The sequence below is a fragment of the Roseivivax sp. THAF197b genome (genome assembly GCF_009363255.1).
Taxonomy (GTDB): Bacteria; Pseudomonadota; Alphaproteobacteria; order Rhodobacterales; family Rhodobacteraceae; genus Roseivivax.
In genome coordinates this window covers 2,161,649-2,188,568 of the sequence record NZ_CP045318.1, presented here as the reverse complement: position 1 = coordinate 2,188,568, position 26,920 = coordinate 2,161,649, and the positions used below count along the sequence as shown (strand labels likewise).

The 26,920-nt window shown below is 65.7% G+C and carries 27 protein-coding genes; 17 read left to right on the top strand and 10 right to left on the bottom strand.

Features of this window, described 5'->3' with window-relative positions:
• Positions 1–40 precede the first annotated feature (40 nt).
• Positions 41–1,186, top strand: a complete 1,146-nt coding sequence (locus FIV09_RS10755; RefSeq protein ID WP_152449942.1) for a sensor histidine kinase — start codon at positions 41–43, stop codon at positions 1,184–1,186.
• Here the strand turns inward: FIV09_RS10755 and FIV09_RS10750 are convergent.
• The 4 genes from FIV09_RS10750 to FIV09_RS20400 all read right to left on the bottom strand — a co-directional run bounded on the left by FIV09_RS10750 (position 1,128) and on the right by FIV09_RS20400 (position 5,167).
• Positions 1,128–2,408, bottom strand: coding sequence for an HlyC/CorC family transporter (locus tag FIV09_RS10750; protein ID WP_152452529.1), 1,281 nt, complete (start codon positions 2,406–2,408; stop codon positions 1,128–1,130). The genes FIV09_RS10755 and FIV09_RS10750 overlap by 59 nt on opposite strands.
• Positions 2,409–2,518: 110 nt before the next feature.
• Entirely contained in the window at positions 2,519–3,445 is a 927-nt protein-coding gene (locus tag FIV09_RS10745; RefSeq protein WP_152449941.1) for a site-specific tyrosine recombinase XerD, read from the bottom strand.
• Positions 3,442–5,028, bottom strand: a complete 1,587-nt coding sequence (locus FIV09_RS10740; RefSeq protein ID WP_254702429.1) for a hypothetical protein — start codon at positions 5,026–5,028, stop codon at positions 3,442–3,444. Before FIV09_RS10740 ends, FIV09_RS10745 begins: the two co-directional genes overlap by 4 nt.
• The gene (locus tag FIV09_RS20400; protein ID WP_172975688.1) at positions 5,018–5,167 is read right to left on the bottom strand and encodes a hypothetical protein; all 150 of its coding nucleotides are present in this window, start codon (positions 5,165–5,167) and stop codon (positions 5,018–5,020) included. Before FIV09_RS20400 ends, FIV09_RS10740 begins: the two co-directional genes overlap by 11 nt.
• 101 nt (positions 5,168–5,268) lie before the next feature.
• Between FIV09_RS20400 and FIV09_RS10735 the strand changes: the two genes are divergently transcribed.
• Positions 5,269–5,838 (top strand): shikimate kinase, encoded by a 570-nt coding sequence (locus FIV09_RS10735; protein WP_152449940.1) that lies wholly within the window; start codon positions 5,269–5,271, stop codon positions 5,836–5,838.
• Positions 5,835–6,956 (top strand): 3-dehydroquinate synthase, encoded by a 1,122-nt coding sequence (gene aroB, locus FIV09_RS10730; RefSeq protein WP_152449939.1) that lies wholly within the window; start codon positions 5,835–5,837, stop codon positions 6,954–6,956. Before FIV09_RS10735 ends, aroB begins: the two co-directional genes overlap by 4 nt.
• On the opposite strand, the gene FIV09_RS10725 is transcribed toward aroB, so the two are convergent.
• Together FIV09_RS10725 and ssb are read right to left on the bottom strand one after the other, a co-directional pair.
• Entirely contained in the window at positions 6,934–7,998 is a 1,065-nt protein-coding gene (locus FIV09_RS10725; RefSeq protein ID WP_152449938.1) for a site-2 protease family protein, read from the bottom strand. The genes aroB and FIV09_RS10725 overlap by 23 nt on opposite strands.
• 244 nt (positions 7,999–8,242) lie before the next feature.
• Positions 8,243–8,782, bottom strand: coding sequence for a single-stranded DNA-binding protein (ssb, locus tag FIV09_RS10720; RefSeq protein ID WP_152449937.1), 540 nt, complete (start codon positions 8,780–8,782; stop codon positions 8,243–8,245).
• Between the two features lie 221 nt (positions 8,783–9,003).
• On the opposite strand from ssb, the gene FIV09_RS10715 reads away from it, so the two are divergent.
• Positions 9,004–9,597: a lytic transglycosylase domain-containing protein gene (locus tag FIV09_RS10715; protein ID WP_152449936.1), complete on the top strand. Its 594-nt coding sequence runs from the start codon at positions 9,004–9,006 to the stop codon at positions 9,595–9,597.
• Here FIV09_RS10715 and FIV09_RS10710 read toward each other — a convergent pair whose 3' ends face one another.
• The 3 genes from FIV09_RS10710 to miaA are packed head-to-tail and all read right to left on the bottom strand — an operon-like array spanning position 9,598 to position 13,052.
• Entirely contained in the window at positions 9,598–11,289 is a 1,692-nt protein-coding gene (locus FIV09_RS10710; RefSeq protein WP_152449935.1) for an ABC transporter substrate-binding protein, read from the bottom strand.
• A complete protein-coding gene (locus FIV09_RS10705) occupies positions 11,286–12,143 on the bottom strand; it encodes a helix-turn-helix transcriptional regulator (RefSeq protein WP_152449934.1) in 858 nt (285 codons plus the stop codon). Before FIV09_RS10705 ends, FIV09_RS10710 begins: the two co-directional genes overlap by 4 nt.
• A gap of 3 nt (positions 12,144–12,146) precedes the next feature.
• Positions 12,147–13,052 (bottom strand): tRNA (adenosine(37)-N6)-dimethylallyltransferase MiaA, encoded by a 906-nt coding sequence (gene miaA, locus FIV09_RS10700; RefSeq protein ID WP_172975687.1) that lies wholly within the window; start codon positions 13,050–13,052, stop codon positions 12,147–12,149.
• 80 nt (positions 13,053–13,132) lie between these two features.
• Between miaA and pyrH the strand changes: the two genes are divergently transcribed.
• Positions 13,133–13,864: a UMP kinase gene (gene pyrH / locus FIV09_RS10695; RefSeq protein ID WP_216646423.1), complete on the top strand. Its 732-nt coding sequence runs from the start codon at positions 13,133–13,135 to the stop codon at positions 13,862–13,864.
• On the opposite strand, the gene FIV09_RS10690 is transcribed toward pyrH, so the two are convergent.
• Positions 13,845–15,074, bottom strand: a complete 1,230-nt coding sequence (locus FIV09_RS10690; RefSeq protein WP_216646954.1) for a Hint domain-containing protein — start codon at positions 15,072–15,074, stop codon at positions 13,845–13,847. The genes pyrH and FIV09_RS10690 overlap by 20 nt on opposite strands.
• Positions 15,075–15,308: 234 nt before the next feature.
• Here FIV09_RS10690 and frr point away from each other — a divergent pair, with 234 nt between their 5' ends.
• The 12 genes from frr (at position 15,309) to lpxB (ending at position 26,861) form a co-directional block, all read left to right on the top strand.
• The gene (gene frr / locus FIV09_RS10685) at positions 15,309–15,872 is read left to right on the top strand and encodes a ribosome recycling factor (RefSeq protein ID WP_152449931.1); all 564 of its coding nucleotides are present in this window, start codon (positions 15,309–15,311) and stop codon (positions 15,870–15,872) included.
• Positions 15,873–15,922: 50 nt separating this feature from the next.
• Entirely contained in the window at positions 15,923–16,645 is a 723-nt protein-coding gene (gene uppS / locus FIV09_RS10680; RefSeq protein WP_152449930.1) for a polyprenyl diphosphate synthase, read from the top strand.
• Positions 16,642–17,433, top strand: a complete 792-nt coding sequence (locus tag FIV09_RS10675; protein ID WP_152449929.1) for a phosphatidate cytidylyltransferase — start codon at positions 16,642–16,644, stop codon at positions 17,431–17,433. The genes uppS and FIV09_RS10675 overlap by 4 nt, the downstream gene beginning before the upstream one ends.
• A 1-nt stretch (position 17,434) precedes the next feature.
• The gene (dxr, locus tag FIV09_RS10670) at positions 17,435–18,607 is read left to right on the top strand and encodes a 1-deoxy-D-xylulose-5-phosphate reductoisomerase (RefSeq protein ID WP_152449928.1); all 1,173 of its coding nucleotides are present in this window, start codon (positions 17,435–17,437) and stop codon (positions 18,605–18,607) included.
• A 13-nt stretch (positions 18,608–18,620) separates the two neighbouring features.
• Positions 18,621–19,964, top strand: coding sequence for an RIP metalloprotease RseP (gene rseP, locus FIV09_RS10665; RefSeq protein WP_152449927.1), 1,344 nt, complete (start codon positions 18,621–18,623; stop codon positions 19,962–19,964).
• A 135-nt stretch (positions 19,965–20,099) separates the two neighbouring features.
• The gene (locus tag FIV09_RS20700; RefSeq protein WP_256371848.1) at positions 20,100–20,225 is read left to right on the top strand and encodes a hypothetical protein; all 126 of its coding nucleotides are present in this window, start codon (positions 20,100–20,102) and stop codon (positions 20,223–20,225) included.
• 89 nt (positions 20,226–20,314) lie between these two features.
• Complete coding sequence (bamA, locus tag FIV09_RS10660; protein WP_254702205.1) at positions 20,315–22,669, top strand: outer membrane protein assembly factor BamA; 2,355 nt, start codon at positions 20,315–20,317, stop codon at positions 22,667–22,669.
• Complete coding sequence (locus tag FIV09_RS10655) at positions 22,669–23,421, top strand: OmpH family outer membrane protein (RefSeq protein ID WP_152449926.1); 753 nt, start codon at positions 22,669–22,671, stop codon at positions 23,419–23,421. The genes bamA and FIV09_RS10655 overlap by 1 nt, the downstream gene beginning before the upstream one ends.
• 103 nt (positions 23,422–23,524) lie before the next feature.
• Positions 23,525–23,986: a 3-hydroxyacyl-ACP dehydratase FabZ gene (fabZ, locus tag FIV09_RS10650; RefSeq protein ID WP_152449925.1), complete on the top strand. Its 462-nt coding sequence runs from the start codon at positions 23,525–23,527 to the stop codon at positions 23,984–23,986.
• The gene (lpxA, locus tag FIV09_RS10645) at positions 23,983–24,777 is read left to right on the top strand and encodes an acyl-ACP--UDP-N-acetylglucosamine O-acyltransferase (protein WP_152449924.1); all 795 of its coding nucleotides are present in this window, start codon (positions 23,983–23,985) and stop codon (positions 24,775–24,777) included. The genes fabZ and lpxA overlap by 4 nt, the downstream gene beginning before the upstream one ends.
• A 6-nt stretch (positions 24,778–24,783) precedes the next feature.
• The gene (locus tag FIV09_RS10640; RefSeq protein WP_152449923.1) at positions 24,784–25,692 is read left to right on the top strand and encodes an LpxI family protein; all 909 of its coding nucleotides are present in this window, start codon (positions 24,784–24,786) and stop codon (positions 25,690–25,692) included.
• Positions 25,692–26,861: a lipid-A-disaccharide synthase gene (gene lpxB / locus FIV09_RS10635; protein WP_152449922.1), complete on the top strand. Its 1,170-nt coding sequence runs from the start codon at positions 25,692–25,694 to the stop codon at positions 26,859–26,861. The genes FIV09_RS10640 and lpxB overlap by 1 nt, the downstream gene beginning before the upstream one ends.
• The last annotated feature ends 59 nt before the right edge of the window (positions 26,862–26,920 follow it).

Below are 26,920 nucleotides of genomic sequence, written 5' to 3'. Positions count from 1 at the left end.
TACATCGGTCCAAAAGTCGGACCGGAGGAAGGTTTAGCGGATGCGCGCACCGACGCCCAGCGACCAAATTGAACGGCTCGAAGAGCTGCGCGACTACGACATTCTAGACACAGAACCGAACGAGGCGTTTCAGGACATCGTCCAGCTTGTGAAAGCGATCTGCGATGTGCCCGTCGTCCTGATTTCGTTCGTGGACGAGAACCGGCAATGGTTCAAGGCCAGTTGCGGTTTCGATTACGACGAGACGCCGCTCGAGACGGCGATCTGCGGGCACACGATCCTGCAGCAGGACGTGCTTGAGATTCATGATATCGCCGCGGATGACCGCACGAAGCATATCGAATTGTTCATCGAAGACACCAAGCCCGTGCGGTTCTATGCAGGCGCACCGCTGGTGTCGCAGCGCGGTTTCGCGCTGGGGTCCCTCTGCGTGCTTGATGTCGAGCCGCGCAAGCTGACCGATCGTCAGCGTGAGGCCCTGCGCTTGCTCGCAAGCCAGGTGATGCAGCTCCTGGAATTGGGCAAGAGCCTGAAGAACGAGGAAATTCTGCGCAACGAGATCGACCACCGGGTCAAGAACTCGCTGCAGACGGTGTCCAGCTTCATCCGCATCTACGCGACCCGCAGCCAGACGCCCGAGACAAAGGAGGCCCTGTCGGCCATCGGGCGCCGGGTCAATGCGATCGCACAGCTGCATGCCGAGCTCTACAACACCAACGAGCTCAGCGTGATCCGGCTCGATCAGTACCTGGCCCGCGTGATCGACCTTCTCCGCCCGCAAATGGCCGCGAATGTCTCGATCAACACGAGCCTGCGCCCGATCAAGACCGAAAGCCGCAAAGCCTCGCAGATCGCCATGATCGTCAGCGAGTTTGCGGCGAACGCCTCCAAGCACGCTTTCCCCGATGGGCGGCCCGGCTTCATCTCGATCCTGCTGGAGCCCGGCGAAGAAGGCACGATCCGCCTTGTCTGCGAAGACAACGGCATCGGCGATCAGGCCACGACGCTACCCAGCGAAGAGAACGAGATTGCCTCGATCGGGATGCGCCTGATGGAAAGTGCTGCCGACCAGATCAGCGCCAAGATCGAGATGGGCGCAGACAAGGGCGGCTACCGGCTGGAACTCGTCACCCATCCTGAGCCGGAAGAGGCACCGTTTCGAGCGGGCGTACTTTCAGCCGAGTGATCCGGTTGTTCTCGCGGGCCACGACTTCGAACCGGAAGCCGTGGAACGCGAAGGCCTGCCCGACGGTGGGGATCATCTGCGCCTCGTGAATGACAAGGCCGGCCACCGTGTTGGCCTCGTCATCGGGCAGCTGGAAGTCCGTCGCGCGGTTGAAGTCGCGGATCGTCATCAGGCCGTCGATCCAGTAATGCCCGTCTTCGGCCATCTTGATCGTGTGATCGGCATCGGGATCGAATTCGTCGGTGATCTCGCCCACGATTTCCTCGAGGATGTCCTCAAGCGTGATCAGCCCCTGTAGCGCGCCGTATTCATCGACGACGAGTGCGAAATGCGTGCGACGACGCAGGAATTGGCGCATCTGGTCATCGAGCGACGTGGTGTCCGGGATGAAGTAGGGCTTCATCGCGACCTGCGTGATCTCGAAATCCTGCAAGGCCGCCATCGACGCCTCGGCGCCCTCCATCAGCTTGTACATTGCGCGAAGCAGGTCCTTGGCGTGGATGACGCCGATGATGTTCTCTGGATCGTCGCGGAAGATTGGCAGGCGCGTATGCGGGCTGTCGAGGCATTGCTGAAGGATGGCCGAGGGGTCGCTGTCGGCATCGATCATCTCGATCGCGGAGCGGTGAAGCATGATCTCCTCGACCGTGCGGTCCGACAGATCGAGCGCGCCGAGGATGCGGTCACGGTCCTCCTTTTCGACGACGCCTTCGGAATGGCCGAGGTTGATCGCGCCCGCGATTTCCTCGCGCACGGCCAGAACCTGGCTGTCGGGATCCGTCTTCACGCCGAAAAGGCCCAGGATGCCGCGCACCAGCATGCGCACCGCGCTGACCATGGGGGCAAAAACCAGAACGACGACCGCGATGACCGGCGAGACGCGGGCAGCGGCACTTTCGGGATTGGTGATCGCGTAGGTCTTGGGCAGCACCTCGGCGAAGATCAGGACCAGCAGCGTCATGATCAGCGTCGCCATCGCCACGCCCGATTCCCCGAAGAGATTGGTGAACAGCGCCGTGGCGAGCGAGGTGGCCAGGATGTTGACCAGGTTGTTGCCGAGCAGGACCGAGCCGATCAGCCGTTCGTTGTCCTCGGTGATCTTCAGCGCGCGTTCCGCCCCCTTGTCGCCCTTGTCCATGGCCGACCGGAGCTTGCCGCGCGATGCCGCGGTCAGCGCCGTCTCGGATCCCGAAAAGAAACCGGACAGGACCAGAAGCCCCATGATTGCGCCGGTGGTGATGAAAAAGGCCGCGTCCAAGATATTGCTTTCCTGCTAGATGAAACTGTTGAATGTTATGTGGCCGAGACGCGCCCGCGACAAGGGGCAGGGCGTCAGTCCCGCGCCAACGGGTGATGCTCAAGCACCAGATCGCGCAGCCGTTCTTCCAGAACGTGGGTGTAGATTTCGGTCGTCGCGACGTCCGCGTGACCGAGGAAGGTCTGGATCGCGCGCAGATCGGCCCCGTTTTCCAGAAGATGCGTGGCAAAGGCATGGCGCAGCGTGTGGGGCGTGACCTTTGCAGGCGACACGCCCGCCGCCACGGCCAGATCCTTGATCAACGCGTAAAATCCGTGCCGCGTGAGATGCCCGGCTTTCGACCGGGAGGCGAAGAGATAGGCCGATCCGCGTTTGCCGTCGCTGCGGGCCTGATCCTCCTCCGCGTCTCGTAAGGCCAGCCATTCGGCAAGCGCCGTGCGGGCAGGCGCGGAAAGCGGCACCATCCGCTCCTTGCCGCCCTTGCCCCGGATCAGCAGCATGCGCGGATCGCCCTTCGCCGCCGCGAGGGGCAGGGTGACCAGTTCCGAGACGCGCATGCCCGTCGCATAGAGCAATTGCATCAGGCAGGTGTTGCGCACCCGGTCCGTGGGCGTGCGGCCATGGCTTTCGGCCGCATCGAGAAGGCGGTCCACCTCGGCGACGGACAACGTCTTCGGCAGGCGCTTGTCGCGGCCGGGCCCTGCGATCTGGACGGCGGGATTGTCGGTGCGAAGCCCCTCCTCGAATGCGAAGCGATAGATCTGCTTGATCGCCGAGAGCCTGCGGGCGCGGGTCGATTTGGCGAAGCCCTGCGCGTCGCAATGCACGAGGTACCCTTCGATATCCTGCCGTTGGGCCGAGGCGAAATCGCGCCCCTGAGCCGCCAGCCACTCGGCCACGGCGCCCAGATCGCGCGCATAGGCCAGCAGCGTGTTTTCCGCAGCACCCCGCTCCGCGGCCTGCGCCTCCAGGAAAGAGGAGATCAGCCGCTGATCGTTCATGGCCGCGTTCCGCGCGTCTCGCTCAGAAGCGCCAGTTGCAGTGCTGCACGCCGCGCCGTGTCCTCGAGCCCGACCGCCCGGAAGGTCGCCAGCGCGTCGGTCAATTGCGGATCGTTGCCGGCCGCCCCTTGCGAGAAGAGGGCGATCGCCCGCAGGATCGCCTCGCCAAGCTGGCCATCCTGCAACATCCGCTGAAGTATCGCGGGCGGGGTGGCGCCTTCGCTGAAGGCCGCGGCGATGGCGCTGGCATGGGGCAGGTCCGATTGCGCCGCAGGGGCGGTGCCGCGCGCGATCGCGGACAGGAAGGCGGTTTCCGGATCGTTGGATTCGGTGATGGCAGCCGCACTCTCATAGACCGGCGACAGGAAGCCTGCGCGCACGGACAACCGGCGCGCCGCTCCCGACAGGGGAAGCGCCAGAAGGCGTTCGGCGTAGAGCGTGGCAAACGGCACGAGGAGGCCTGCCTCCTCCATCTGGGGCCAGACGCGCAGCAGCGCCGTCGCGACAGAGGTGGGATTGCGCGCGGTCATGGCGATGTCGAAGCGTTGCAGCGCCTCGACCCGGTCCCAGATGCCCCCCGACGCGGCGGGCTGGCGCAGCGAATAGATCCCAAGAAGGCGGTTCTCCGACAGCGTGCCGGCCCGCGCGAGCCGCTCCGCCGCGGTCAGCTGCGCCTTCCAGCCCTGGTCGCCGCCCAGATCCGTCGCCGCGAAGGCGCGCGGCAGGCGCGTGGTGGGCAGCGGCTCTCCGATCGCCTCGAACAGGCGGAATTGCAGCACGCTCGGACGCACGGGCGGCGGCAGAGACGGCAATTCCTCGCTGAACTCGGGCTCCAGGAACCGCCAAAGCAGATCGGTATCCCGCGCCGACAGAAGATCGAGGCTGCGGGCGCTTTCGAAGGTGAGCATCGCACGGGGCCAGTCACCCTGCCGCGCGGCGCAGAAGATCGTCGTTGCGAGGTCTTCGCTGAGGGACGCATCTTCGGTCAGCGCCTCGCACGGGGCTGCGGGGTTCCCCTGCAGGAGTGCCGCTTCGAGCCAGAGCGGAAAGAGATCGGGCCGGGCAGGGCCCGCGCGCTCCAGAAGCGCCAAGGCGGGGTCGATGGCACCGCCTTCGATCAGGCGGGCGATCCGGGCGGCCAGAAACCGCGCCTCTGGCCCCGTATACCGCGGCGGATGCGCCTCGGCCAAGAGGAGCGTGTTGAGAAGGGCCGCGATGGCGGGCACGTCCGCCTCGGTCCTGTGCACAAGCCGCGCGAGCCGCGCGCCGTCGCTTGATGACCACAGGCTTGCAGGCAGGCCTGTGCGATTTGTCGGCAATAGCCCCACGGCCTCGATGGAGGGCGCGTCGAGCGGTCGCGCTTCGACATCCGGCACCTGCACGCTGTCCGCCACCGGCGGTTCGCCCGTCAGGCCATTCGGCCGCGCGGTGGGCGGGGTAATGGGGGCCGCGACGGGCGGTGTGACCGGGGCGGCCACGGGCGGCGCGTTCCGTCCATCCAGCCAATCGATGACGGAAAGTGGCTCCTGCGACAGGGCAGGGCCTGCAATCACCGAGGCAAAGGCCGCTGCTCTAATCGACATCCAGGTCGACCGGCTGGCGAATCTCCGCCTGTGGCGGGGAGAAGTCCGCGCCGAAAAACTCACCCAGATAGGCATAGCCCACCAAGGCAATTGCAGCGAGAATTACCAGGTAAAACAGCCATTTGAGAAGTCGCCCCATCGTTACCTTCGCCTTCTGCCTCGGCATTTTTTTGCACTTATAACTGGCAATCTGAGCGAGTTCACGTCATTCACGCCGAAAACTTCGTGATTGGGCGGCAGATGGCCGAGACAGATCTTCGCACAGTTTTGAAATTGCGCAAATCCGTGGTGCTCGTCGGCATGATGGGCGCGGGCAAGACCGCTGTGGGGCGGGCGCTGGCGCAGATGCTGCACGTGCCCTTTCTCGATTCCGATGCGGAGATCGAGACCGCCGCCTCCATGTCCATCGCCGAGATCTTTGCCCGCGACGGGGAGCGGTTCTTTCGTCGCCGCGAGAGCGAGGTCATCGCCCGGCTGCTTGCCGGCCGTCCTGCGATCCTGTCCACGGGCGGGGGCGCGTTTCTCCAGGAGCGAAACCGCGCGATGATCTCCGACAAGGGTGTGTCGGTCTGGATCGATGCTGGGCTCGATCTTCTGTGGCAGCGCGTGCGGCACAAGAACACCCGGCCCTTGCTGCGCACCAGCGATCCGCGCCAGACCCTGACCGAGCTTTACGAGGCGCGGGTGCCGATCTACCGGCTGGCGGATCTTTCGGTCCGCTCGGAGCCGCAATTCTCCATCGAGGATACCGCCCGCGCGGTGTTGGAAACCCTGCGCAGCCGCGACGACGTATTGGAAGCAAACCCATGATCGACACAGTCCATGTCCCCCTTGGCGCGCGTGCCTATGACGTGCGTATCGGCCCCGGTCTTTTGGACCGCGCGGGCGCCGAGATCGCGCCGCTTCTGGACCGCAAGCGCTGCACCATCGTGACCGACGACCGCGTGGGCGCGTTGCATCTCAGCGCGCTCCAGACCGCGCTCGAGGCCGAAGGCATCGCGTCAGAGGCGCTTGTTCTGCCCGCGGGCGAGGCCACGAAAAGCTGGGCGCGTCTGCAGGAGACGACCGAATGGCTTCTCGCCCAGAAGGTGGAGCGGCGCGACGTGGTCATCGCCCTGGGTGGCGGCGTGATCGGCGATCTGGTGGGCTTTGCCGCGGCGATCCTGCGGCGGGGCGTGCGCTTCGTGCAGGTGCCGACCTCGCTTCTGGCGCAGGTGGACAGCTCCGTGGGCGGCAAGACCGGAATCAATTCGCCCCATGGCAAGAACCTCGTGGGCGCCTTCCATCAGCCCGCTCTGGTGCTGGCCGATATCGCGGTTCTGGGCACGCTGACCCCGCGCGATTTCCTGGCCGGGTACGGCGAGGTAGTCAAATACGGCCTTTTGGGGGATTACGCATTTTTTCAATGGCTTGAGGGGCAAGGCTCATCCATTGCATCAGGAGATGCGGCCGCCCGAATGCGCGCAGTCAAACGCTCCGTCGAGATGAAGGCCGAGATCGTGGTGCGCGACGAGACCGAACAGGGCGACCGCGCGCTTTTGAACCTCGGGCACACCTTCTGTCATGCGCTGGAGGCGGCAACGGGCTATTCGGACCGGCTGCTGCACGGCGAGGGCGTGGCCATCGGCTGCGCGCTGGCCTTCGAGTTGTCCGCGCGCCTCGGTCTCTGCGCGCAGGAAGAGCCGGGCCGCGTCCGCGCCCATCTGCGCCAGATGGGAATGAAGGCGGATTTGGCAGACATTCCGGGCGATCTGCCGGATGCCGACGCGCTTCTGGCGTTGATGGCGCAGGACAAGAAGGTCGTGGCGGGCAAGTTGCGCTTCATCCTTGCGCGCGGCATCGGCGATGCTTTCGTGACCTCCGACGTGCCGGACGCGACGGTGCGCACGCTTCTTCAGGATGCGCTCAGCGCCCGCGCCGCCGCCTGAGAAGCGCCACGGCTTGCGCCTGTGTGACATAGCCGACAAACCGCCCCGACGGGCCGGTCACGCCGATGGCGGGGGCCTCTGACAGCACGTCGAACAGCGCATCCGCCCCGCGGCTTTGGGGCAGGCTCGGTGGCTCCGTCTCGATCAGGTCGCGCACGCGCAGCGGATGCTCGCCCTGCGGGCGCTTCTCGTGCAGCGCGTCGCGGGTGACGAAGCCTTGCAGGCGGCCGTCGCTGCCAATCACCGGGAAAATGTCCTGATCGCCGCTTTCCGACAATTCGGCCGCGGCGGCGAGCGGCGCCTCGGGCGACAGATGCGTGAAGTCCGAGATCATCGCGTCGCCCACGCTCAGATCCGCGACCTTGGCGCGGGCCGACATCTCGCCCAGCTCGGCATTGCCCGCAAAGAAGATGAAGACGGCGATCAGCGGCAACATGAAACTGCCGGTCCAGAAGCCGTAGGCCGCAAAGAGAACGGCGAAGGCCTGACCCACGCGCACGGCAACCTTCGTGGCCCGCAGCCGGGGCAGGAAGATCGACAGCGCCCCGCGCAAGACGCGGCCCCCATCCATCGGGAAGGCCGGGATCATGTTGAACAGCACCAGAAGCACGTTCACGGATAGCAATCCGCCCAGAATGGCGCCCGCGCCCGAGGCATCGCCCAGAACGGCAAATCCCGGTCGTACGCCCGCGATGAACAGCAAGCCCGCGATGACCACATTCACCAGCGGACCCGCCAGCGCCACCGCGATTTCCTGTCCGGGTCGGTCCGGCATCCGCTCAAGCCGCGCCAGGCCGCCAATGGGCAGCAGCGTGATGTCGGGCGTCCGGATGCCGAAGCGTTTCGCCATAAGCGCGTGGCCGAACTCATGCGCCACAACGCAGGCGAAGAGCGCCAGGATGAAGACGAGGTTCAGCACCGCGCCGGTGAGGCCGCCCGTGTTGAAGGCCGTGATGGCGATCCACGCCAGGAGGAAGAAAAACGTGCCGTGGATCCGCACTTCCGAGCCGAGCACCCGGCCTATGGGGAAGGACCATGTCATATTGCCTGCCTGTCTCCGGTTTCTCCATTCATAGATGGGAACGGGGCGCGCGGATACCAGTTCCGGGGCAGGGCGGTGTTGTCACACCCAAGGGGCGTTCGGGCCTGTTTCGTTAAGAATGGTGCCGTTCGGGCAGGGCTGATACGGCGAAGCCGGACACGGCACGTCTACCGGAGCAAAGAAAAAGGCCGCGCCGGGCATCTCCCGGGCGCGGCCATTTGTTTCGATCATCCGCAGAGGCCGATCAGAACGGGATCTCGTCGTCGATGTCCCGCGCCGGTGCACGGGAGCCGCCACCGCCGCCGCCGGAGCCCTGGCCACCGCCGTAGCTGCCGCCCTGATCGCCACCGCCATAGCCGCCGCCGTAATCGTCGGAATAGCCGCCGCCTCCGCCGCCGCCGCCGCCATAGCCGCCGCCACCGCCGCTATCGGACCGGCTGTCGAGCAGCGTCAGCTCCCCGCGATAGGGGCGCAGCACGACCTCGGTCGAATAGCGGTCCTGGCCGGATTGATCCTGCCATTTGCGCGTCTCGAGCTGGCCCTCGATATACACCTTGGAGCCCTTCTTGAGATATTGCTCCGCGATGCGTGCCAGCGGTTCGGAGAAGATGGCGACAGAATGCCATTCCGTCTTCTCGCGCCGCTCGCCGGTGTTCCTGTCTTTCCAGTTCTCGGAGGTCGCGATGCGCAGGTTGCACACCTTGCCGCCGTTCTGGAACGTGCGCGTTTCGGGATCGCGCCCGAGATTGCCCACGATGATGACCTTGTTCACGGATCCGGCCATGTCGGTCCTTTCCTTGTTCCCTGATTCCGGGCCTTCGCCCTTGTTGCAGGAGACGGTATACCAGTGCCGCGGCGCCCGAAACCTTCGATCTCGCCTCTTGGCTATGGCAAAGTGGTTAACACCCCATGAGCGCGGGCACGCAAGGACTCGCCAAGCGCGCCGTTTTCCGTATAGTCGGCAGGGATTTCCGGCCATGCCGGTCCGTAGGGAACGGAGCAATCATGCGTTTAGTGTTTACCGCTGCCATTGTCGGCACATTGGCCCTCGGAACCGGGGCCGCACAGGCGGACGTCCTGTCCTCGCAAGGCCGGGCCAAGCTTTTCAGCAACCAGACCGGCGTACTCGACCGGCGCGCCTCTGAGCAGTACCGCGCCTCCGTGCGGCTGCAGCCCGCGCGGGTGAACACGCCGACGAAATGGGACGACGCGGTGCCGCGCTATGCGGGGCGCTACAAGGGGGTCTACCTGAACGTGGCGAAATCCGCGGCGCGGCGGCATGGCATCCCCGAGGATCTGTTCCTGCGCCTCGTGCAGCAGGAATCGGGTTGGAACCCCGGTGCGGTGTCGCACAAGGGCGCGATGGGCCTCGCACAGTTGATGCCGGGCACCGCCCGCCTGTTGGGTGTTGATCCCGCTGATCCGAGCCAGAACCTCGAAGGAGGAGCGCGCTATCTCGCGGCGCAATACAAGCGCTTCAAATCCTGGCGGCTGGCGCTTGCAGCCTATAATGCAGGGCCCGGCGCGGTTGAGAAGTACGGCGGCGTGCCGCCCTACAAGGAAACCAAGAATTACGTGAAGATCATTTGGGGCAGCTGATCAGTTGCCCGTGGGGGCGCTGCCCTCGGCCCAGCCTAAACGATAGAGATGGATCTCGAAGGACGGGTGCATCTCCGCGCCGATAAGTCCGGGCCGGTAATGCCGGAAAAGCGCGCGCCAATAGGGCTGCACGACCACCCAATCCTCCCGCAGCATGGTCTCGAGCCGCGCCATGACCTGTGCGCGGGTTCCGGCATCCGCAATCGCCAGCGCCTCGTCGAGCGTCGCGTCGAACTCGGGGTTGGCATAGGCGCTTTCGTTCCAGACCGCGCCGGTGCGATAGGCCAGCGCCATCGTCTGCACCCCGAGCGGGCGATGGTTCCATTCGGTGATCGACAGCGGGAAGTCCTTCCAGCTCGACCAGAACCGCGAGCCGGGCAGCACCACCTGCCGCGCCTTGATCCCGGCATCGAGGAGGAGTGCCACAACGGCCTCGCCCGTGCGGCGCGCCACCCCGTCATCAAGCGTCACGACCGCATGTTCCACATCGATACGGCCCGCCTGCACCAGCGCCGCGCGGCCCTGAACCGGATCGTAAACAGCCGGACCGATATCGGCGTAATCGGGCTGGATTGGGGCCACGTGATGATTGGCGGCCACCTCTCCCCGGTCGCCATAGCCCAGCTCAAGGCAGATCGCGTTGTCGATGGCGAGGCTGAGGCCGCGCCGGACCTGACGGTCCGCATAGAGCTTTTCGCCGCCGACATCGGCGTTCTGGTTGGCACGCAGGACGACCGTCGCGGCGGTGACGACGTCCGACTTCTCCCAACCGAGCGCGTCAGCGGCATCGATGAAGCGCCCGACATTTTCATAGAGCATGTCGACGCGTCCATCCTCGATGGCGGCGACCCAGGAGGCCGGATCGGTGCCGAGATCGATGAACTCTATCCGGTCGAGGGTCGCGGGGCCGATCCCGTCAACCTCGTCGCCCCACCAGTCGTGATCGTCGCGGCGCACCAGGACGGCCAGATCGCCCTCAAGAATGAACTCCGGCCTGTAAGGCCCTGTACCCACTGGGTTATCCGTCATGGTCGCGGGGTCGAAACCGGGCGGGATCACCGCGGCGGGATAGTCCGACAGGGCCACGATCAGCGTCACATCCGGTTTCGGCAGGGTCACCTCGACCGTCAGCGGATCGCGGATGGTCACGGCGCCGTCGCGCAATTGACCGGTTTCGGGGTCGCCGAGGCTGGCGAGCCCTGCGGCCATGACGTTGCCTTCGACGGAGGTATCGCACCAGTAGGCGAACATGCGCGCCACGTCGTCTGCGGTGAAGTCGGTGCCATCCGACCAGCGCACGCCCTCGCGGACAAAAAGCGTGTAGGCAGTGGCGTCGTCGTTCACCTCCCAGCGGTCCAGAAGCATGCCGCGCAGACTGCCATCGGGGCGCTGTTCCACGAGGTATTCGAGCCAGCCGCGGCTGATATTGGCAATCTCGGGCCAGTCGAAGGTGCGCGGATCCTTCAGGGGCCGCACATCCTGCTGGATGCGCAGGGTGCCACCCATGGCGCGGGCCGGTTGCGCATTGGCCGGGCGGGGCAGGCCGAGCGTGCCCAGAAGGGCGGCGCTTGCCCCGAGGGCCGTCGCCCGCGTCAGGAATTCCCGCCGGGACAAGAGGCCCGCACGGTATTCCGCGCCAAGGCCGGGCAGGGCGGGATGCCCGGTCTTTCCGGGATCGGTGACCCGCGTCATGCCGCGCCCTTTGCCAATTGCGCCGCGCGCCGCAGGCTCGACGGGGTCTGGCCGGTATGGCTTTGCACGAACCGGGTGAAATAGGCCGCCGAGTGAAACCCCAGATCGGTGGCAACCTGCGCGATGCTGGGTTCCTTCCGGGACAGCATCTGCCGCGCGGCATAGAGCTTGCGTTCGGTGATCATTTCCGCCGCCGTCATGCCCGACACGGCCTTGCAGACCCGCGTGAGATGCGTCGGCGTCACGTCGAGCGCGCTGGCATAATCGGCCATGACCCGGTCGCTGCGGTGGTCGCGCACGACGAGGGCCGCAAAACGATGGGCCAACCGCTGGCTCGCGCCTTCCTTGGGACGGTCGGCGGCACCGGCGGCCACCTGTCTCCGCAGCCAGACCGAGATGAGGGCCAGATGCGCCTCGAGCGCGTCGCGCAGGTACAGCCCGTCGCGCGACATCTCGCGCTGCATCGCCTCGATCTCGCCCGTCAATTCCGCCTGGGACAGGGCATCCCGGCAGCGCAGATGCAGCGCCTCTCGCTTGTCGAGCGCGATCATCCCGGCCGGGGCCTGCACGACCTGCGCCAGCGCCTGCGGTCCCAATTCCAGCGCCATGAGCGTGCCCGCAGGCAGGATCAGAGCGTTATGCGCGCCGAAACCGCGCCGCACGCCCGCGATATTCACGAGCCCCTGTCCGCGCGTGATCCAGATCACCAGATCGTCCTCGCGGTCATGCAGATCGCGCAACCGCCAGGCCGCCCCTTGCGTGAACTGCGCCGCGTTCTGGCACAGGATCGGGCGCGCCGCCTCGGTCGCCTCGTGGATGCGGGCGGGTTTGCGAAGGAAGGAGGGGCCGCGCATCTCTCAGACCTCCGCGCGGGCGGGATCGAGCCAGCGCCAGTCACGCATGTTGGCACGGAACCAGCTGCGTTGCCGCTTGGCGTATTGGCGGGTCTGGATCACCGCGCGGTCTATGGCATCGCTGAGGGACATCTCGCCCCTAGCATGGGCCACAAGCTCCGCCGCGCCAATGGCTTTTGCCGACGGGCGCGCGGTTGTGAACGTCTCTGCCTGTCTTTGTGCCTCCTCGAGGGCCCCTTCGGCGACCATTTGCCGGAACCGACGCGCGATCCGGGGCGTGAGCCAGTCCTTCTCCGCGCCGATCACGAAGGCTTGGCTGTCGGCAAGGGGCAGGCGCGGGGGAGGCGTGTCGTCCTGCCAGGCAGCCAGGCCCCGACCCGTGGCGCGCTGCACCTCCCAGGCCCGTTGGACCCGCATCGGGTTGCGGGTGTCGATGCGCGCACGGGTCTCGGCATCGATCTCGGGCAGGAGCGTCTCGAACCCTTCGTCGGCGATCCGGGCCATCGCCTCGACGCGCAGAGGCTCCGGCGTCGGGGGGATCTCGGCCAACCCCTTGGTCAATGCGGTGAAGTACAGTCCGGTGCCGCCCACGATGATGGGGCGCTGACCGGCCAGATACGGTTCCAGATCGCGCAGCCATTGACCCACCGAATAGGCCGTGTCGCCGGGAATGTGACCGTAAAGGACATGCGGCGCGCGGGCTTCGTCCGCACGGGCAGGGCGGGCGGTCAGCACGCGCCAATCCTCGAAGACCTGAAGGGCGTCTGCATTGACGATCACGCCGCCTTGCCGCTCCGCGATCGTGAGGGCGAGGCCCGATTTGCCGGACGCGGTCGGCCCGGCAATCAGCACCGGGCGGTCGGGATCGAGCGTGTCGGGATCGAGCATCGGGCGCCTTCGGCGTTTCATCCGCACCCAGCATTGTCATCGCGCGGGTTTTCGGACATCTATGCCCACGATCCTAGACCGCCAGCCGGATGGAGCGCAACATGGCCGAGACCGACATTCCCGAGACAACCTTCAATCGCGTTTTGCTGAAGATATCCGGGGAGGCGCTGATGGGAGATCAGGGCTACGGGCTGCATCCTCCCACGGTCGAGCGGATCGCCCGCGAGGTCAAATCCGTGCACGATCTGGGTGTCGAGATCTGCATGGTGATCGGCGGCGGCAACATCTTCCGGGGCCTTGCGGGATCCGCGCAGGGCATGGAGCGGACCACGGCCGATTACATGGGCATGCTGGCCACGGTGATGAACGCGCTCGCGATGCAATCGGCGCTCGAGGGCCTCGGCGTCTATACCCGCGTGATCAGCGCCATCCGAATGGACGAGGTCGCCGAGCCCTATATCCGCCGCCGCGCCGTGCGCCACCTTGAAAAGAAGCGCGTCTGCATCTTCGCCGCGGGCACCGGCAATCCCTATTTCACCACCGATACGGCGGCGACGCTTCGCGCCAACGAAATGGCCTGCGAGGCGATCTTCAAGGGCACGAAGGTCGATGGGGTCTATGACAAGGACCCGATGAAGCATGACGACGCCGTGCGCTACGACGTTGTCAGCTATGACGATTGCCTCGCCAAGAACCTCAAGGTGATGGACGCGTCGGCGATTGCGCTGGCGCGGGACAACAACCTGCCGATCATTGTCTTCTCGCTCGATGAACCGGGGGGCTTCAACGGCATCCTCGCGGGGCGCGGCACGTTCACGAAGGTGCAGGGCTAGGGCCCACACGCGCGGCCCCTTCATGCGCCGTCAGCGGCCGGTTTGCGGGCGCAGTCGGCGTGGCGTCACAGCGCAGCTGCGTTCGTCCCGGCAAGGGCGGGGTCGCCTGATCCGCAGTGGTTTGCGGCAGCGCCGGTAGATCCGATAACGGTTTTCGGTTTTTGAGCAATCGTTCGATCAGCCGCCGCTGGCGCGCGCCGCCCGGTTCGAATCGCGCCTTGGCCTGGGGCGGTGGATGCGCGGCGTCGCCCGAAATGACCAACGCTTTCGCGATCTCCGCGCGCTTTTTCCCTGACAGCGATTGCCAGGCCATCGGACCCAGAAAAAGCGTCTCCGCCGGCATCCCGTTCGCGAAAATGACCTCGTGCCCGTCGCAGAGAAGGTGCCAGTAGCGCACGGGTTTCGAAGGATCTGCGCGCGCAATTCCGGGCAGCGGCAACAGGCGTTTGGCGGGAAGCAGCACGTGATCGGTTCCGAACATCCGCCGCACGACGGGCCCGCTGGCAAGAAGCCTGTGCTGCGGCGAGACATGAAGCGCGCGATCGGGCCGGCCGGGGCCAAGGCTGCCGGGCCCAATCGTCACCGGCGCTGACGGCCCAGGACGCTGATACCGCTGTGAGCCGATCCAGAGCAGGGGTGCCAAGCCCTGATCGAAGGTCAGAAGCCGCATGTCGGGGCGCAGCTGCTCAACCGCGACATCGCCCTCAGCCGTGCGGATCATCGTGCCCGAGCAATAGCAGACCGACGTGTTCGAGACGTTGTAAGTGCTCGTATAGCCCGCGAAATTCGTGTCCGGGATCGAATAGACCTCGACCGATCTGATCGTCAGATTGTCGAGCGTGCCCGCGTTGAAAAGATCGGTGATGAAGAAATCGCCGTTATCCATCTGGATGCCTGCGACCTCGATATCCGACACGTTGCCCTGCTCATCGGTGATCCGCACCCACATATCCATGGTGGTGTCGGATTTGGCGACGTAATTCGTGCCGTCCCGCGTGTAGGTTACGAAATCGCCGGTGCCGAATTCGTCGTCCCGGATCGCGCCGTCATTGTCGACATCCTCGTTGGTGACCTCGACGAGCTGGAGATCGGAAAACGCGTCATAGGTGCCCAGCAGGGTGTTGGCCGATTCCGCATCGGCATCCGTCTCGTCGGTATCCACATCGGCGAAGTTGCCGAGAAAGATCATGTTTACGACGCTTGTGGCCATCATTCCTCTGCGCGTGGGGATGTCTCCCCCGCTCCATTAAGGGAAAGCTGCTTAAAATCCCGATAACGCCACAGGGCGGGGGCCTCGTTCTGACCCGGCCCTTCCCGGGCTGCGGGATCAAAGCCACATCGCGCCGAAATCTATGTCGGCTCTGGCATTTAGGGCGCGCCTTGCTCTATACCGACGACAGACTGAGCGGGCCCCAAGGCCCTGCCAAAACGACCGGGAACTCTTATGGCTGACGACTTCGAGCTAGACACAGACGATCTCACCCGCCGTATGGATGGCGCCATGACCAATCTGCGCACCGAATTCGCGTCGCTGCGGACGGGCCGGGCATCGGCCTCCATGCTGGAGCCGGTGCAGGTCGAGGCCTATGGCCAGATGACGCCGATCAACCAGGTCGGCACCGTGAACGTGCCGGAGCCGCGCATGGTCACGATCAATGTCTGGGACAAGGGCCTCGTGAACAAGGTCGAGAAGGCCATCCGCGAGAGCGGGCTGGGCATCAATCCCCAGCTCAACGGCACGATCATCATGCTGCCCATCCCCGAGCTGAACGAGGAACGCCGCCGCGAGCTGACCAAGGTCGCGGGCTCCTACGCGGAGAATGCGCGCGTCTCGATCCGCAACCTGCGCCGCGACGGCATGGACCAGATCAAGAAGGCCAAGGCCGATGGTCTCTCCGAGGACGATCAGAAGTTCTGGGAGACCGAGGTGCAGGAGCTGACCGACACCTACATCAAGAAGGTGGACGAAGCGCTCGAAGCCAAGCAGCAGGAAATCATGCAGGTCTGAGACACGGACCGCGCGCGACAGGTTCGCCAGCTCGCCAAAGGAGAGACCCGATGCCCAAGGCCAAAAACGCAGACGCCCCGCGTCACGTCGCCGTCATCATGGACGGCAATGGCCGATGGGCGCAAAGCCGTGGCCGTCCCCGGCTTTTCGGTCACCAGGCGGGCGCGCGCCGCGTGCGCGAGATCGTCGAGGCCTGCCCGGATTGCGGCGTGGAATACCTGACCATCTTCGCCTTCTCGACGGAGAACTGGAAGCGCACCCAGGACGAGGTGGCGGGGCTGATGAGCCTCTTTCGGCTCTACATCACCCGCGAGGCCCGCGCGCTGCGCGAGAACAATGTGCGCGTGCGCTTCATCGGTGACCGGCCCGGGCTCGACCGCAAGCTGCGCGAGCTCATGGACCAGCTCGAGGCGATGACCGCGCATTGCGACGGTACCAACCTCACGATCGCGCTGAACTACGGAGGCCGCGACGAAGTTGCCCGCGCGACGCGGCGGCTGGCGCAGGACGTGGCCGATGGCAAGCTCAAGCCCGAGGATGTGGGCGAGGAGACGCTGCCGCGTTACCTCGATACCTGCCTGTTGCCAGATCCGGACCTCGTGATCCGCACCTCCGGCGAGGCGCGCATCTCCAACTTCCTGCTGTGGCAATCCGCCTATGCCGAATACGAGTTCGTCGACACGCTCTGGCCCGATTTCACCGCCGGTGAATTCATGCGCCTGACCGAAGGCTTCGGACGCCGCGACCGCCGCTTCGGAGCCGTGCCTGCATGAGCCCAAAAGGCAATTGGGGGGATCTGTCCGAACGCATGATCTCCGGCCTGGTGATGGTCGGGGTGGGCATGGCCTGCGTCTGGGCGGGTGGTCTGACCTTCCACATCCTCATCGCGCTGGTCTCCGGGCTCATGGTCTGGGAACTCGTGCGCATGATCGATTCCGATCGCATCCGCACGCCCAAGGTTCTGGGCGTGGCGGCGGCGGGCGCGGTGTTGATCGCGGCCGAATTGCCCCCCGCCTACGCGATGCCGCTGCTGCTCGCGCCGTCGATGCTGGGCTTCGGGCAGATGACCCGGGGCGGGCCGACCTATGCGGCCTTCGCGGCGATGATCCTGCTCGCGGGCTACGGCATGATGGGCGTGCGCGACGATTTCGGTCTGATCTGGATGCTGTGGCTCGTCCTTGTGGTTGTCGCGACCGATGTGGCGGGATACTTCGCAGGCCGCATGATCGGCGGACCCAAGTTCTGGCCGCGCGTCAGCCCCAAGAAGACCTGGTCGGGCACGGTTGCGGGCTGGATCGCCGCAGGCGGGCTTGGCGCGATCTTCGCCGGGCTGACCGGCGCGGATATGAGCCTCGTGCCCCTCTCCATCGCGATCTCTATGGCGAGCCAGCTCGGCGATATCGCGGAATCGGCGATCAAGCGGCGCGCGGGCGTCAAGGACAGCTCGACCCTCATCCCCGGCCATGGCGGTCTCTTCGACCGCTTCGACGGGATGCTCGGGGCGGCCTTGTTCATCCTGATCGTCGGGCCGCTGGTGGGTTTCCCCTCGGGTATCAGCTGAGATGAGCGGGCGGCGGCAGATCTCGATCCTCGGGGCGACCGGCTCCATCGGGCAGAACACGATTGACCTGATCGCGCGCGATCCTGACGCCTACCAGGTGGTGGCGCTCACGGGCGGGCGCAATGTGGCCCGGCTCGCCGCGGATGCGAAGCGGCTTGGGGCCGAAATCGCGGTCACCGCCCATGAGGATATGCTGGAGGATCTGCGCGCGGCCCTCAAAGGCAGTGATGTCGAGGCCGCGGCGGGCACCAACGCCCTCTCTGAGGCTGCGCGCCGTCCTGCGGATTGGGTCATGTCCGCCATTGTCGGCGCGGCCGGGCTCGCGCCGGGGCTTGCCGCGCTCGAGACGGGGGCGACGCTGGCGCTCGCCAACAAGGAAAGCATGGTCTGCGCGGGCCCGCTCGTCATGGCGACCGCGAAGGCGCATGGCGGGGCCATCCTGCCCGTCGACAGTGAGCATTCCGCCGTGTTCCAGGCGCTCATTGGCGAAGACATCGCGGCGGTGGAGCGGGTCATCATCACCGCATCGGGCGGCGCGTTCCGCGACTGGCCGCTTGAGGATCTGGCCCGTGCCACGCCCGAACAGGCCGCCACCCATCCCAATTGGGACATGGGCCAGCGGATCACCATCGACTCCGCGTCGATGTTCAACAAGGCGCTGGAACTCATCGAGACGCGGGAATTCTTCGGCATCGAGCCTCAGCGGATCGAGACCGTGGTGCACCCCGAATCCATGATCCATGCCCTTGTCGGGTTCCGCGATGGCGGTCTGATGGCCCATGTGGGGCCTGCGGACATGCGCCACGCCATCGGCTTTGCGCTGCATCATCCCGCGCGCAAGCCGCTTCCCGTCGAGCGGCTCGACCTCGTGGCGCTTGGTCAATTTACCTTCCGCCCGGCCTGCGAGATGCGCTGGCCCGCGCTGCGGCTTGCGCGCGCCGTCATGGAGACGGGTGGTCTTTCGGGTGCGGTCTTCAACGCCGCCAAGGAACGCGCGCTCGATGCCTTCATCGAAAAACGCATCGGCTTTCTGGAAATGGCACAAGTCGTCGAGACCGTGCTCGACCGTCTTTCGGCGCAATCGGTCCTTAATGTCGACGAGATTACGCTTGATATGGTCCGGGAGGCAGACCATCTCGCAAGAGAAACCGCAGACGCGGTGATGACAGAATAAAAGGGCAGGGCATTTGGATTTCGTTTCTTTGATTCCGCAGTTCGGGGGGCTTTTGTGGACCCTCGTGGCCTTTGTCATCGCCCTGTCGATCATCGTCGCGATCCATGAATACGGCCATTACATCGTGGGCCGCTGGTCGGGCATCCATGCGGATGTCTTCAGCCTGGGCTTCGGCCCGGTCATCTATTCGCGCCACGACAAGCGCGGCACGAAATGGCAGATCGCGCTGTTTCCGCTGGGCGGCTACGTCAAGTTCAAGGGCGACAGCAATGCCTCCGGCGGCAAGGACGAGGCCGCGATGGATGCCCTTTCGGAGGCGGAACGACGCCGCACGATGAACGGCGCGCCGCTCTGGGCGCGGGCGGCCACGGTCGCGGCGGGTCCGATCTTCAATTTCGTCCTGTCGATCCTTGTCTTCACCGCGATCTTCATGGCGCGCGGCGTCGTGTCGGAGCCCATTACCGTGGGCGAATTGCGCGTGCTTCCCGCAAACCAGGAGCTGCGCATCGGCGACGAAATCGTCGCGATCGAGGGCACCGCACCGCCGGGCTTCGACGAGGATGAGGCCTTCACCGCCTTCCTCGACGCGCTGCCCCAGCAGGAGGCACTGGACTATACCGTGCTGCGCGACGGCTCCGAGATCGACGTGACCGGGCCGTATGTCTATCCGCCGATTGCCACGCAGGTGGTGCCGCGATCGGCCGCCGATGATGCGGGCTTCCGGCCCGGTGATGTGATCCGCACCATCAACGGCGAGGAGGTCTTCGCCTTCGATCAGCTGCGCGAACGGGTGGAGGGCTCCGAAGGGGCCGCACTCGACCTGACGATCTGGCGCGATGGCGATATCGTGGAGACCACGCTGACGCCGCGCCGCACCGATGAGCCGCAGCCCGACAATTCCTTCCGCACGGTCTACCGGATCGGCATCGTGGGCGGCATGTTCTTCGAGCCCGCCACCGAGACGCCCGGTGTCTGGGGCGCGTTCACCTCGGGGATCAGCCAGACGGGCGCGATCATCGAGGGGTCGATCTCCGGCATGTGGCACATGATCACCGGCGCGATTTCGACCTGCAATCTCTCCGGGCCCATCGGCATTGCCGAAACCTCGGGCTCGATGGCCAGTCAGGGCACCACCAATTTCATCTGGTTCATCGCGGTTCTGTCGACGGCCGTGGGCCTTCTGAACCTCTTTCCGATCCCTGTCCTCGATGGCGGGCATCTGTGTTTCTACGCCTACGAGGCCGTGCGCGGTAAGCCGCCCAGCGACCGGGCGCTCAGGGTGCTGATGTCGGCGGGGCTTGTCCTGATCCTGTCGATCATGGTGCTGGGTCTGACGAACGATATCTTCTGTCCGTAAGCTCGGTCTCGTTTCAGGCCGAAGCAGGCCGGGGCAGGGCGCGTGCCGCCAACTTGCCCCGGCCTTGCCGCATTTCCGTCGCAATCCGCCCTTATCTAAGACCCTGACGCAATCTCTATCGCGACAGGTGACGCTATGCAGACCCTTCAACAAGGCTACCGCGGACTTGAGCTTCTCTGGAACCTGAACTGGGACCGGCTGCTCTATGTCTGCACGATCATTTTCGCCCTCTGCTTCGGCGCGTTTTTGGGCTCGCTTTAAACCCGCCCGAAAAGGCGTTTCCGCCTTTTGACAAGGACTTCCAATCCCGATACTGACATCTCAGAGGGAAGTCGGAAGGAATTGGCGGAATGTCGAAAACGGCTGTCGCGCGCCCTGGTATGTCGGCGCTCAACGGGTTCGCGAAAATAAGCGCCATCGCCGCTTTCTCGCTTTCAACCGCTGCAGTATTGGTCACCGTACCAACGCCGGTCGTGGCGCAAAGCTTCGTCTTCACGAATGTCGAGATCGAGGGCGCACAGCGCATCGAGCCGGGCACGATCCTGTCTTACGCGGGCATCGCGCGCGGTCAGCCGGTCTCCGCATCGCAGCTGAACGACGCCTTCCAGAACATTCAGAATTCCGGCCTTTTCGAGGAGGTCGAGATCGTGCCGCAAGGCAACACGCTGCTCATCCGCGTGGTCGAATATCCGACGATCAACCGCATCGCGATCGAGGGCAATCGCCGTATAGATGACGAGGACCTTCAGCCGCTTCTGCAATCCCAGTCCCGTCGCGTCTACAGCCCGTCCACGGCGGAGGCCGATGCCAACCTGATCGCCGAGGCTTACGTGGCCCAGGGCCGGATCGCCGCCCGCGTGCAGCCGCGCTTGATTCGCCGCTCCGACAATCGCGTCGATCTGGTCTTCGAGGTGTTCGAAGGCGGCGTCGCCGAGGTGGAGCGGATCGCCTTTGTCGGCAACCAGCAATTCTCAGACCGCCGTCTGCGCCGCGTCCTCGAGACGAAGCAGGCGGGGCTTCTGCGCGCGATCATCACGCGCGACACGTTCATCGCCGACCGGATCGAGTTCGACCGCCAGCTTCTTGAGGATTTCTATTCCTCGCGCGGCTATGTCGATTTCCGCATCACCGGCACCAATGCCGAACTTGCCGCGGAACGGGACGGATATTTCGTCACCTTCAATGTCGAGGAAGGGCAGCAATTCCGCTTCGGTGAGATCACCGTGACCTCCGATCTGGCCGAGGTCGACATCGACGCGTTCCAGCGTGCGGTCGCCGTACGTCCGGGCAAGGTCTACGCGCCGCAGCTTGTGGATCGCGACATCGAACGGCTGGAGCGTCGCGCGGTCGAGGAAGGCCTCGACTTCGTGCGGGTGGAGCCGCGCGTGACCCGCAACGACCGCGATCTGTCGCTGGATATCGAATATGTCCTGACCCGCGGCCCGCGCATCTTCGTCGAGCGGATCGATATCGAGGGCAACACCACCACGCTCGACCGGGTCGTGCGCCGCCAGTTCGAGACCGTCGAGGGCGATCCCTTCAATCCGCGCGAGATCCGCAATGCCGCCGAACGTATCCGCGCGCTTGGCTTCTTCGCGGATGCCGAGGTGCAGGCGCGTGAAGGCTCGACCCCGCAGCAGGTCATCGTCGATGTCGATGTCGAGGAACAGCCGACCGGCTCGATCTCCATCGGGGGCAGCTACTCGACCTCCTCGGGCTTCGGTCTGAACCTGTCCTTCGCGGAGCGGAACTTCATCGGTCGCGGCCAGCAACTCAGCCTCGGCCTGACCTCCAGCTCCGACAGCAACCGTTACTCGTTCAGCTTCGTCGAACCGGCGCTTCTGGGCCGCGATCTCGCCTTCGGGATCGGGCTCAGCTATTCGAACACCGAACGGCAGAACGCGGATTACAACACCGAAACGGGCACTTTCTCGCCGTCGCTGACCTTCCCGATTTCCGATAATGGGCGGCTGCAACTGCGCTACACGCTCGAATATACCGATCTGACGCTGCCCGACGAATCCGATGTCGGTGGCATCGTGACCTCGGAAGCCGAGGCGGGCGCGCTTTATCAAAGTTCGATCGGGTACCGGTTCAGCTATGACACGCGCCGCACCGGACTTGATCCGAATGCGGGTGTTCTGCTCGAGTTCGGGCAGGATTTCGGCGGCGTGGGCGGAGATACGACCTTCGTGAAAACCGATGTGCGCGCGGTGGCGCAGCGGCTGGCCTTCTCCGAAGAGGTCACGCTGCGCGCGATCTTCGAAGGTGGCGCGCTGAATTACACCGGCGATCAGGGCAGCCGGGTGACCGACCGTTTCTTCCTGGGTTCCAGCCGGATGCGCGGCTTTGAGCCGGGCGGCATCGGCCCGCGCGAAAAGGGGGCGGGCTTCGACGACGCGCTTGGCGGCAATTACTACGCCGTCGCCCGCTTCGAGGCGGAATTCCCCCTTGGCCTGCCCGAGGAATACGGCATCGCGGGCGGTGTCTTCTACGATGTGGGCTCGCTCTGGGGGCTCGATGATACCGACGCGGCCACGGGCGAGGTCCTCTATGAGGACGGCGCTGTCCGTCAGGTCATTGGCCTGTCGCTCTTCTGGACCACACCGCTCGGTCCCTTGCGGTTCAACTTCTCCGAGGCCTTGCAGAAAGAAGACGAGGATCGCGAGCAGAACTTCGAGCTGACGATCTCGACCGATTTCTGATGACCGGATCCGCGGCGATACGCACCAGCCTCGCCGCGGCGCTGCTGGCGCTTGGGGCATGGGCGGCCTTTTCCGCACCGGCCCTCGCGCAGACGGCCGATCAGGCCCCCGTTGCGCGCGCGGAGGCGTCCCAGCAGGAAAATGATACGGATCGGCAGATCGTCCGCTCGCCGATCCTGACGCTCGAATCCGAGCGGCTTTTCACCGATAGCGCACTTGGCCAGCGTCTCATCGGCGATGTCGAGGCTGCGGGGCAGGCGCTTGCCGCGGAGAACCGCGAGATCGAGGCCGAGCTGTCGCAGGAAGAGCGGCGCCTGACAGATCTTCGCGCCGAGACCGATGCGGCCCAGTTTCGCGCACTGGCCGATGCCTTCGATGCCCGCGTGCAGGAATTGCGCCAGCGGCAGGATGCCAAGGCCCGCGATCTGGCCAATCGCGGCGACCGCGTGCGGCGCGTCTTCTTCAACGCCGTGCAGCCCGTTCTGACCGATATCCTGCGCGAGGCGGGCGGTGCGCTGATCATAGAGCGGGCGAATGTGCTCCTGTCGGCCAATGCGATCGACATCACCGATCTCGCGATTGCGCGCGTCGATGCCCGTATCGGGAACGGCGAAGGCATATCGCTGCCCGATCCGGCCGCGGCCCCCGAAAACGCGGCGCCGAACCCGTCCGGCGCGCAGTCCGACAGGTCGGAAGGTGGCGCTTTGTTCGACATGGGTGACCCCGACGCGTCGCCCGCCGGGACCGAGTAGGGACCGGTCGCGCTTGCACCGTGCGGCGCCGATTGCTACCCACCGGGAACTGCCCCAGCCCCCGTCGCGCCCCGGCGCATTTGGGCCAGCCGAGAGGAAGACCATGTCCAGTGATCTGAAACGCGCCGATATCCAGCTCATCCAGCGCATCCTGCCGCATCGCTATCCGTTCCTGCTGGTGGACCGGGTCGAGGAGATCGACGGCACCGCCTCGGCGCTCGGCATCAAGAACGTCACCATGAACGAGCCGCATTTCCAGGGGCATTTCCCCGGCACGCCGATCATGCCCGGTGTCACCATCGTCGAGGCGATGGCCCAGACGGCAGGTGTGATGGTGGGCGTCGCGCTCGATCTCGCCGACAAGGACATGCTGATCTATTTCATGGGGATCGACGGCTGCAAGTTCCGCCGCAAGGTGATCCCCGGCGACCAGTTGCAGATGCGGCTCGAGACGCTGCGCGGCAAGCCCGGCGGCAAGGTCTGGAAGTTCAAGGGCACGGCCACCGTCGATGGCGAGATGGCCGCCGAGGCCGAGTTCACCGCGATGATGGACATGCCGAAGTGAGCGACACCGCCCCCCGCATCCATCCCTCCGCCTATGTCGAAGAGGGCGCCGAGATCGGCCCCGGCTGCGAGATCGGCCCCTTCTGCCATATCGGCCCCGATGTGCGCCTCGGTCCCGACAACGTGCTGAAAAGCCATGTCGTGCTGACCGGTGATACCGTGATCGGCACGGGCAACACCTTCTTCTCCTTCGGCGTGATCGGAGAGATCCCGCAGGACAAGAAGTTCAAGGGTGAAAAGACCCGCCTCGAGATCGGCGACCGCAACCGCATCCGCGAACACGTCACGATCAATGCAGGCACCGAGGGGGGTGGCGGCGTCACGCGCGTGGGCAACGATTGCCTGATCATGGCGGGGGCCCATGTGGCCCATGACGTTGTGGTCGGCAATAACGTGATCCTCGTGAACAATTCCGCGCTGGCGGGCCATTGCGTGATCCATGACGACGTGATCGTCGGTGGCCTTTCCGGCGTTCACCAGTTCGTCCGCATCGGGCGCGGCGCGATCATCGGCGCGGTCACAATGGTGACGAACGATGTCATTCCCTACGGTCTCGTGCAGGCGCCGCGCGGGGTGCTCGACGGGCTGAACCTCGTGGGTCTGAAACGGCGTGGCGTGGCCCGGCGGGACATCACCGCCTTGCGCGCGGCCTTCCAGATGCTGGCCCAGGGGGAGGGCGCCTTTGCCGATCGCGCGCGCCGCCTCGGTGAGGAAACCGAAAGCGATTACGTGCGCGAAATCGTCGACTTCGTGACCGGCGCCACCGACCGGCACTTCCTGACCCCGGGCTGAGGCGGCATGCTCGCGCTCATCGCAGGCCGGGGGGCGCTGCCCGGAGCCGTGGCCGCGACGCGGATCGAGGTGCCGCTGATCTGCGCGCTTGCGGGCAATCCGCCGGACAGCCTCGCACCCGACCTGACCTTCCGGATCGAAACGCTGGGCAGCCTGATCTCGGAGCTGAAAGCGCGCGGTGTGACGCAGCTTTGCCTCTGCGGTGGGATCGACCGCCCGCAGATCGACCCGTCAGCCATTGATGCCGCGACCGAGCCTTTGGTGCCCCGGCTCACGGCAGCGCTGGCGCAGGGCGATGACGGGGCGCTCCGCGTGGTCATGGCGCTTTTCGAGGAGGCGGGGTTCGCCATCCTGGCCGCGCATGAAGCCGCCCCCGATCTTCTCCTGCCGCCGGGCATTCCGACACGGGCGCAGCCGCCTGCCATCGCCAGCACGGAGGCACGCACGGGCGACCGCGTGCTCGCGCAGATGGGCGCGGAGGATCGCGGCCAGGCCTGCATTCTGCGCGGCACGGAAGTGCTTGCGCGCGAAGATGCGCGCGGCACCGATGCCATGCTGGCCGATCTGGCACGAGGGGCAGGCGCCACGGGCGGTGCGGCGCAAGGCGCGGGGCTTGGCGATCCCGCCGACACGTTGATGGACTCGACCTTCGACATTCTGGGCGAGGCGGCGGATTGGCTGTCGGGCGGGGCGCCCGCGCGCGCAGGCTGCCTCTACAAGGGGCCGAAGCCCAGCCAGGACCGCCGTGCCGATCTGCCGGCGATTGGCCCCGATACCGTGACCGGGGCGGCGGCTGCGGGCCTTGCGGGCATCGTGATCGAGGCAAACGGAGTGCTGGTGCTCGACCGCGCGAAGACGCTCGCAAGAGCGGATGAGCTGGGCCTTTTCCTCTGGTCCCGCGAAAGGCCCCGCTGATGCATGTCTTCGTCATCGCAGGCGAGCCTTCGGGGGACCGACTGGGTGCAGCGCTCATGCGGGGTTTCAGGCGCACGGCGCTCGAACCTGTCACCTTCGAGGGGATCGGCGGCGAGCGCATGATCGAAGAGGGCCTGTCGAGCCTCTTTCCCATGGACGAGATCTCGATCATGGGCATTTTCGAGATCCTGCGCGAATATCGCAGCCTGAAGGCCCGGATCCGGCAAACGGCCGATGCGATCATCGCCGCCAAACCCGACGTTCTGGTCACCATCGACCTGCCGGAGTTTTGCCTGCGCGTGGCCGAGCTCGTGAAAGCCAAAAGCGATATCCGCGTCGTGCACTACGTGGCCCCAACGGTCTGGGCTTGGCGTCCGAAACGCGCCCAGAAGATGGCCGCCCATGTGGATCAGGTTCTGGCGCTCCTGCCGTTCGAGCCGCCCTATATGGAAGCCGCGGGCATGCGCTGCGACTTCGTGGGGCATCCGGTCGTGACCGACCCGCAGGCGAGCCATGCCGAGATGGCCGCCTTCCGGCTGACCCATGGTCTGGGCGAGGCCCCGCTCTGCCTCATCCTGCCGGGCTCGCGCCGCTCGGAGGTGGCCCGACTCGGCCCGGTCATGGGCGATGTGGTGGCGCGCTTGCACGCGGCCCGGCCCGATTTGCGCGTTGTGGTGCCTGCGGCGCACTCGGTCGCGGGGGCCGTGCAGGAGACGGTGCGCGACTGGCCCGGAAACCCCATCGTGCTCGATCCGCGCGACCCGGAGCGGCTCGATATGGTCACGGCCAAGCGCGCAGCCTTCGGGGCGGCCGATGTCGCCCTTGCCGCCTCGGGCACCGTGTCGCTGGAACTGGCGGCCGCGGCCACCCCCATGGTCATCGCCTATGACATGAGCTGGCTGTCGCGGCAGATCATCGGGCGCATGCTCATCACCGATACGGTCACGCTGGTCAATCTCGTCTCCGAGACGCGGGTCGTACCCGAATTCATCGGCAAGGACTGCAAGCCCGGACCCATCGCGGATGCGGTCTTGCAGGTTCTGGACGCGCCAGAGGCGCAGACCCGGGCCATGATGGAAACGATGGTCCGGCTCGGTCTTGATGGCCCGCCGCCCGGCGAGCGCGCAGCACGGGCGGTTCTGGACGGCTTGGGAAAGCCCTATCAATAGCGGCGGAACGGGGCTGAGAGAGCGCAGAAAGCGGTCGCTGCCCCTTAATCCGGCACAAG

What these genes read in the sequence shown, in the direction of transcription:
- FIV09_RS10755 (WP_152449942.1), top strand. Translation starts at nt 41, where the DNA reads ATGCGCGCACCGACGCCCAGCGACCAAATTGAACGGCTCGAAGAGCTG.
- FIV09_RS10750 (WP_152452529.1), bottom strand. Translation starts at nt 2,408, where the DNA reads ATGGGGCTTCTGGTCCTGTCCGGTTTCTTTTCGGGATCCGAGACGGCG.
- FIV09_RS10745 (WP_152449941.1), bottom strand. Translation starts at nt 3,445, where the DNA reads ATGAACGATCAGCGGCTGATCTCCTCTTTCCTGGAGGCGCAGGCCGCG.
- FIV09_RS10740 (WP_254702429.1), bottom strand. Translation starts at nt 5,028, where the DNA reads ATGTCGATTAGAGCAGCGGCCTTTGCCTCGGTGATTGCAGGCCCTGCC.
- FIV09_RS20400 (WP_172975688.1), bottom strand. Translation starts at nt 5,167, where the DNA reads ATGGGGCGACTTCTCAAATGGCTGTTTTACCTGGTAATTCTCGCTGCA.
- FIV09_RS10735 (WP_152449940.1), top strand. Translation starts at nt 5,269, where the DNA reads ATGGCCGAGACAGATCTTCGCACAGTTTTGAAATTGCGCAAATCCGTG.
- aroB (WP_152449939.1), top strand. Translation starts at nt 5,835, where the DNA reads ATGATCGACACAGTCCATGTCCCCCTTGGCGCGCGTGCCTATGACGTG.
- FIV09_RS10725 (WP_152449938.1), bottom strand. Translation starts at nt 7,998, where the DNA reads ATGACATGGTCCTTCCCCATAGGCCGGGTGCTCGGCTCGGAAGTGCGG.
- ssb (WP_152449937.1), bottom strand. Translation starts at nt 8,782, where the DNA reads ATGGCCGGATCCGTGAACAAGGTCATCATCGTGGGCAATCTCGGGCGC.
- FIV09_RS10715 (WP_152449936.1), top strand. Translation starts at nt 9,004, where the DNA reads ATGCGTTTAGTGTTTACCGCTGCCATTGTCGGCACATTGGCCCTCGGA.
- FIV09_RS10710 (WP_152449935.1), bottom strand. Translation starts at nt 11,289, where the DNA reads ATGACGCGGGTCACCGATCCCGGAAAGACCGGGCATCCCGCCCTGCCC.
- FIV09_RS10705 (WP_152449934.1), bottom strand. Translation starts at nt 12,143, where the DNA reads ATGCGCGGCCCCTCCTTCCTTCGCAAACCCGCCCGCATCCACGAGGCG.
- miaA (WP_172975687.1), bottom strand. Translation starts at nt 13,052, where the DNA reads ATGAAACGCCGAAGGCGCCCGATGCTCGATCCCGACACGCTCGATCCC.
- pyrH (WP_216646423.1), top strand. Translation starts at nt 13,133, where the DNA reads ATGGCCGAGACCGACATTCCCGAGACAACCTTCAATCGCGTTTTGCTG.
- FIV09_RS10690 (WP_216646954.1), bottom strand. Translation starts at nt 15,074, where the DNA reads ATGGCCACAAGCGTCGTAAACATGATCTTTCTCGGCAACTTCGCCGAT.
- frr (WP_152449931.1), top strand. Translation starts at nt 15,309, where the DNA reads ATGGCTGACGACTTCGAGCTAGACACAGACGATCTCACCCGCCGTATG.
- uppS (WP_152449930.1), top strand. Translation starts at nt 15,923, where the DNA reads ATGCCCAAGGCCAAAAACGCAGACGCCCCGCGTCACGTCGCCGTCATC.
- FIV09_RS10675 (WP_152449929.1), top strand. Translation starts at nt 16,642, where the DNA reads ATGAGCCCAAAAGGCAATTGGGGGGATCTGTCCGAACGCATGATCTCC.
- dxr (WP_152449928.1), top strand. Translation starts at nt 17,435, where the DNA reads ATGAGCGGGCGGCGGCAGATCTCGATCCTCGGGGCGACCGGCTCCATC.
- FIV09_RS20700 (WP_256371848.1), top strand. Translation starts at nt 20,100, where the DNA reads ATGCAGACCCTTCAACAAGGCTACCGCGGACTTGAGCTTCTCTGGAAC.
- bamA (WP_254702205.1), top strand. Translation starts at nt 20,315, where the DNA reads ATGTCGAAAACGGCTGTCGCGCGCCCTGGTATGTCGGCGCTCAACGGG.
- FIV09_RS10655 (WP_152449926.1), top strand. Translation starts at nt 22,669, where the DNA reads ATGACCGGATCCGCGGCGATACGCACCAGCCTCGCCGCGGCGCTGCTG.
- fabZ (WP_152449925.1), top strand. Translation starts at nt 23,525, where the DNA reads ATGTCCAGTGATCTGAAACGCGCCGATATCCAGCTCATCCAGCGCATC.
- FIV09_RS10640 (WP_152449923.1), top strand. Translation starts at nt 24,784, where the DNA reads ATGCTCGCGCTCATCGCAGGCCGGGGGGCGCTGCCCGGAGCCGTGGCC.
- lpxB (WP_152449922.1), top strand. Translation starts at nt 25,692, where the DNA reads ATGCATGTCTTCGTCATCGCAGGCGAGCCTTCGGGGGACCGACTGGGT.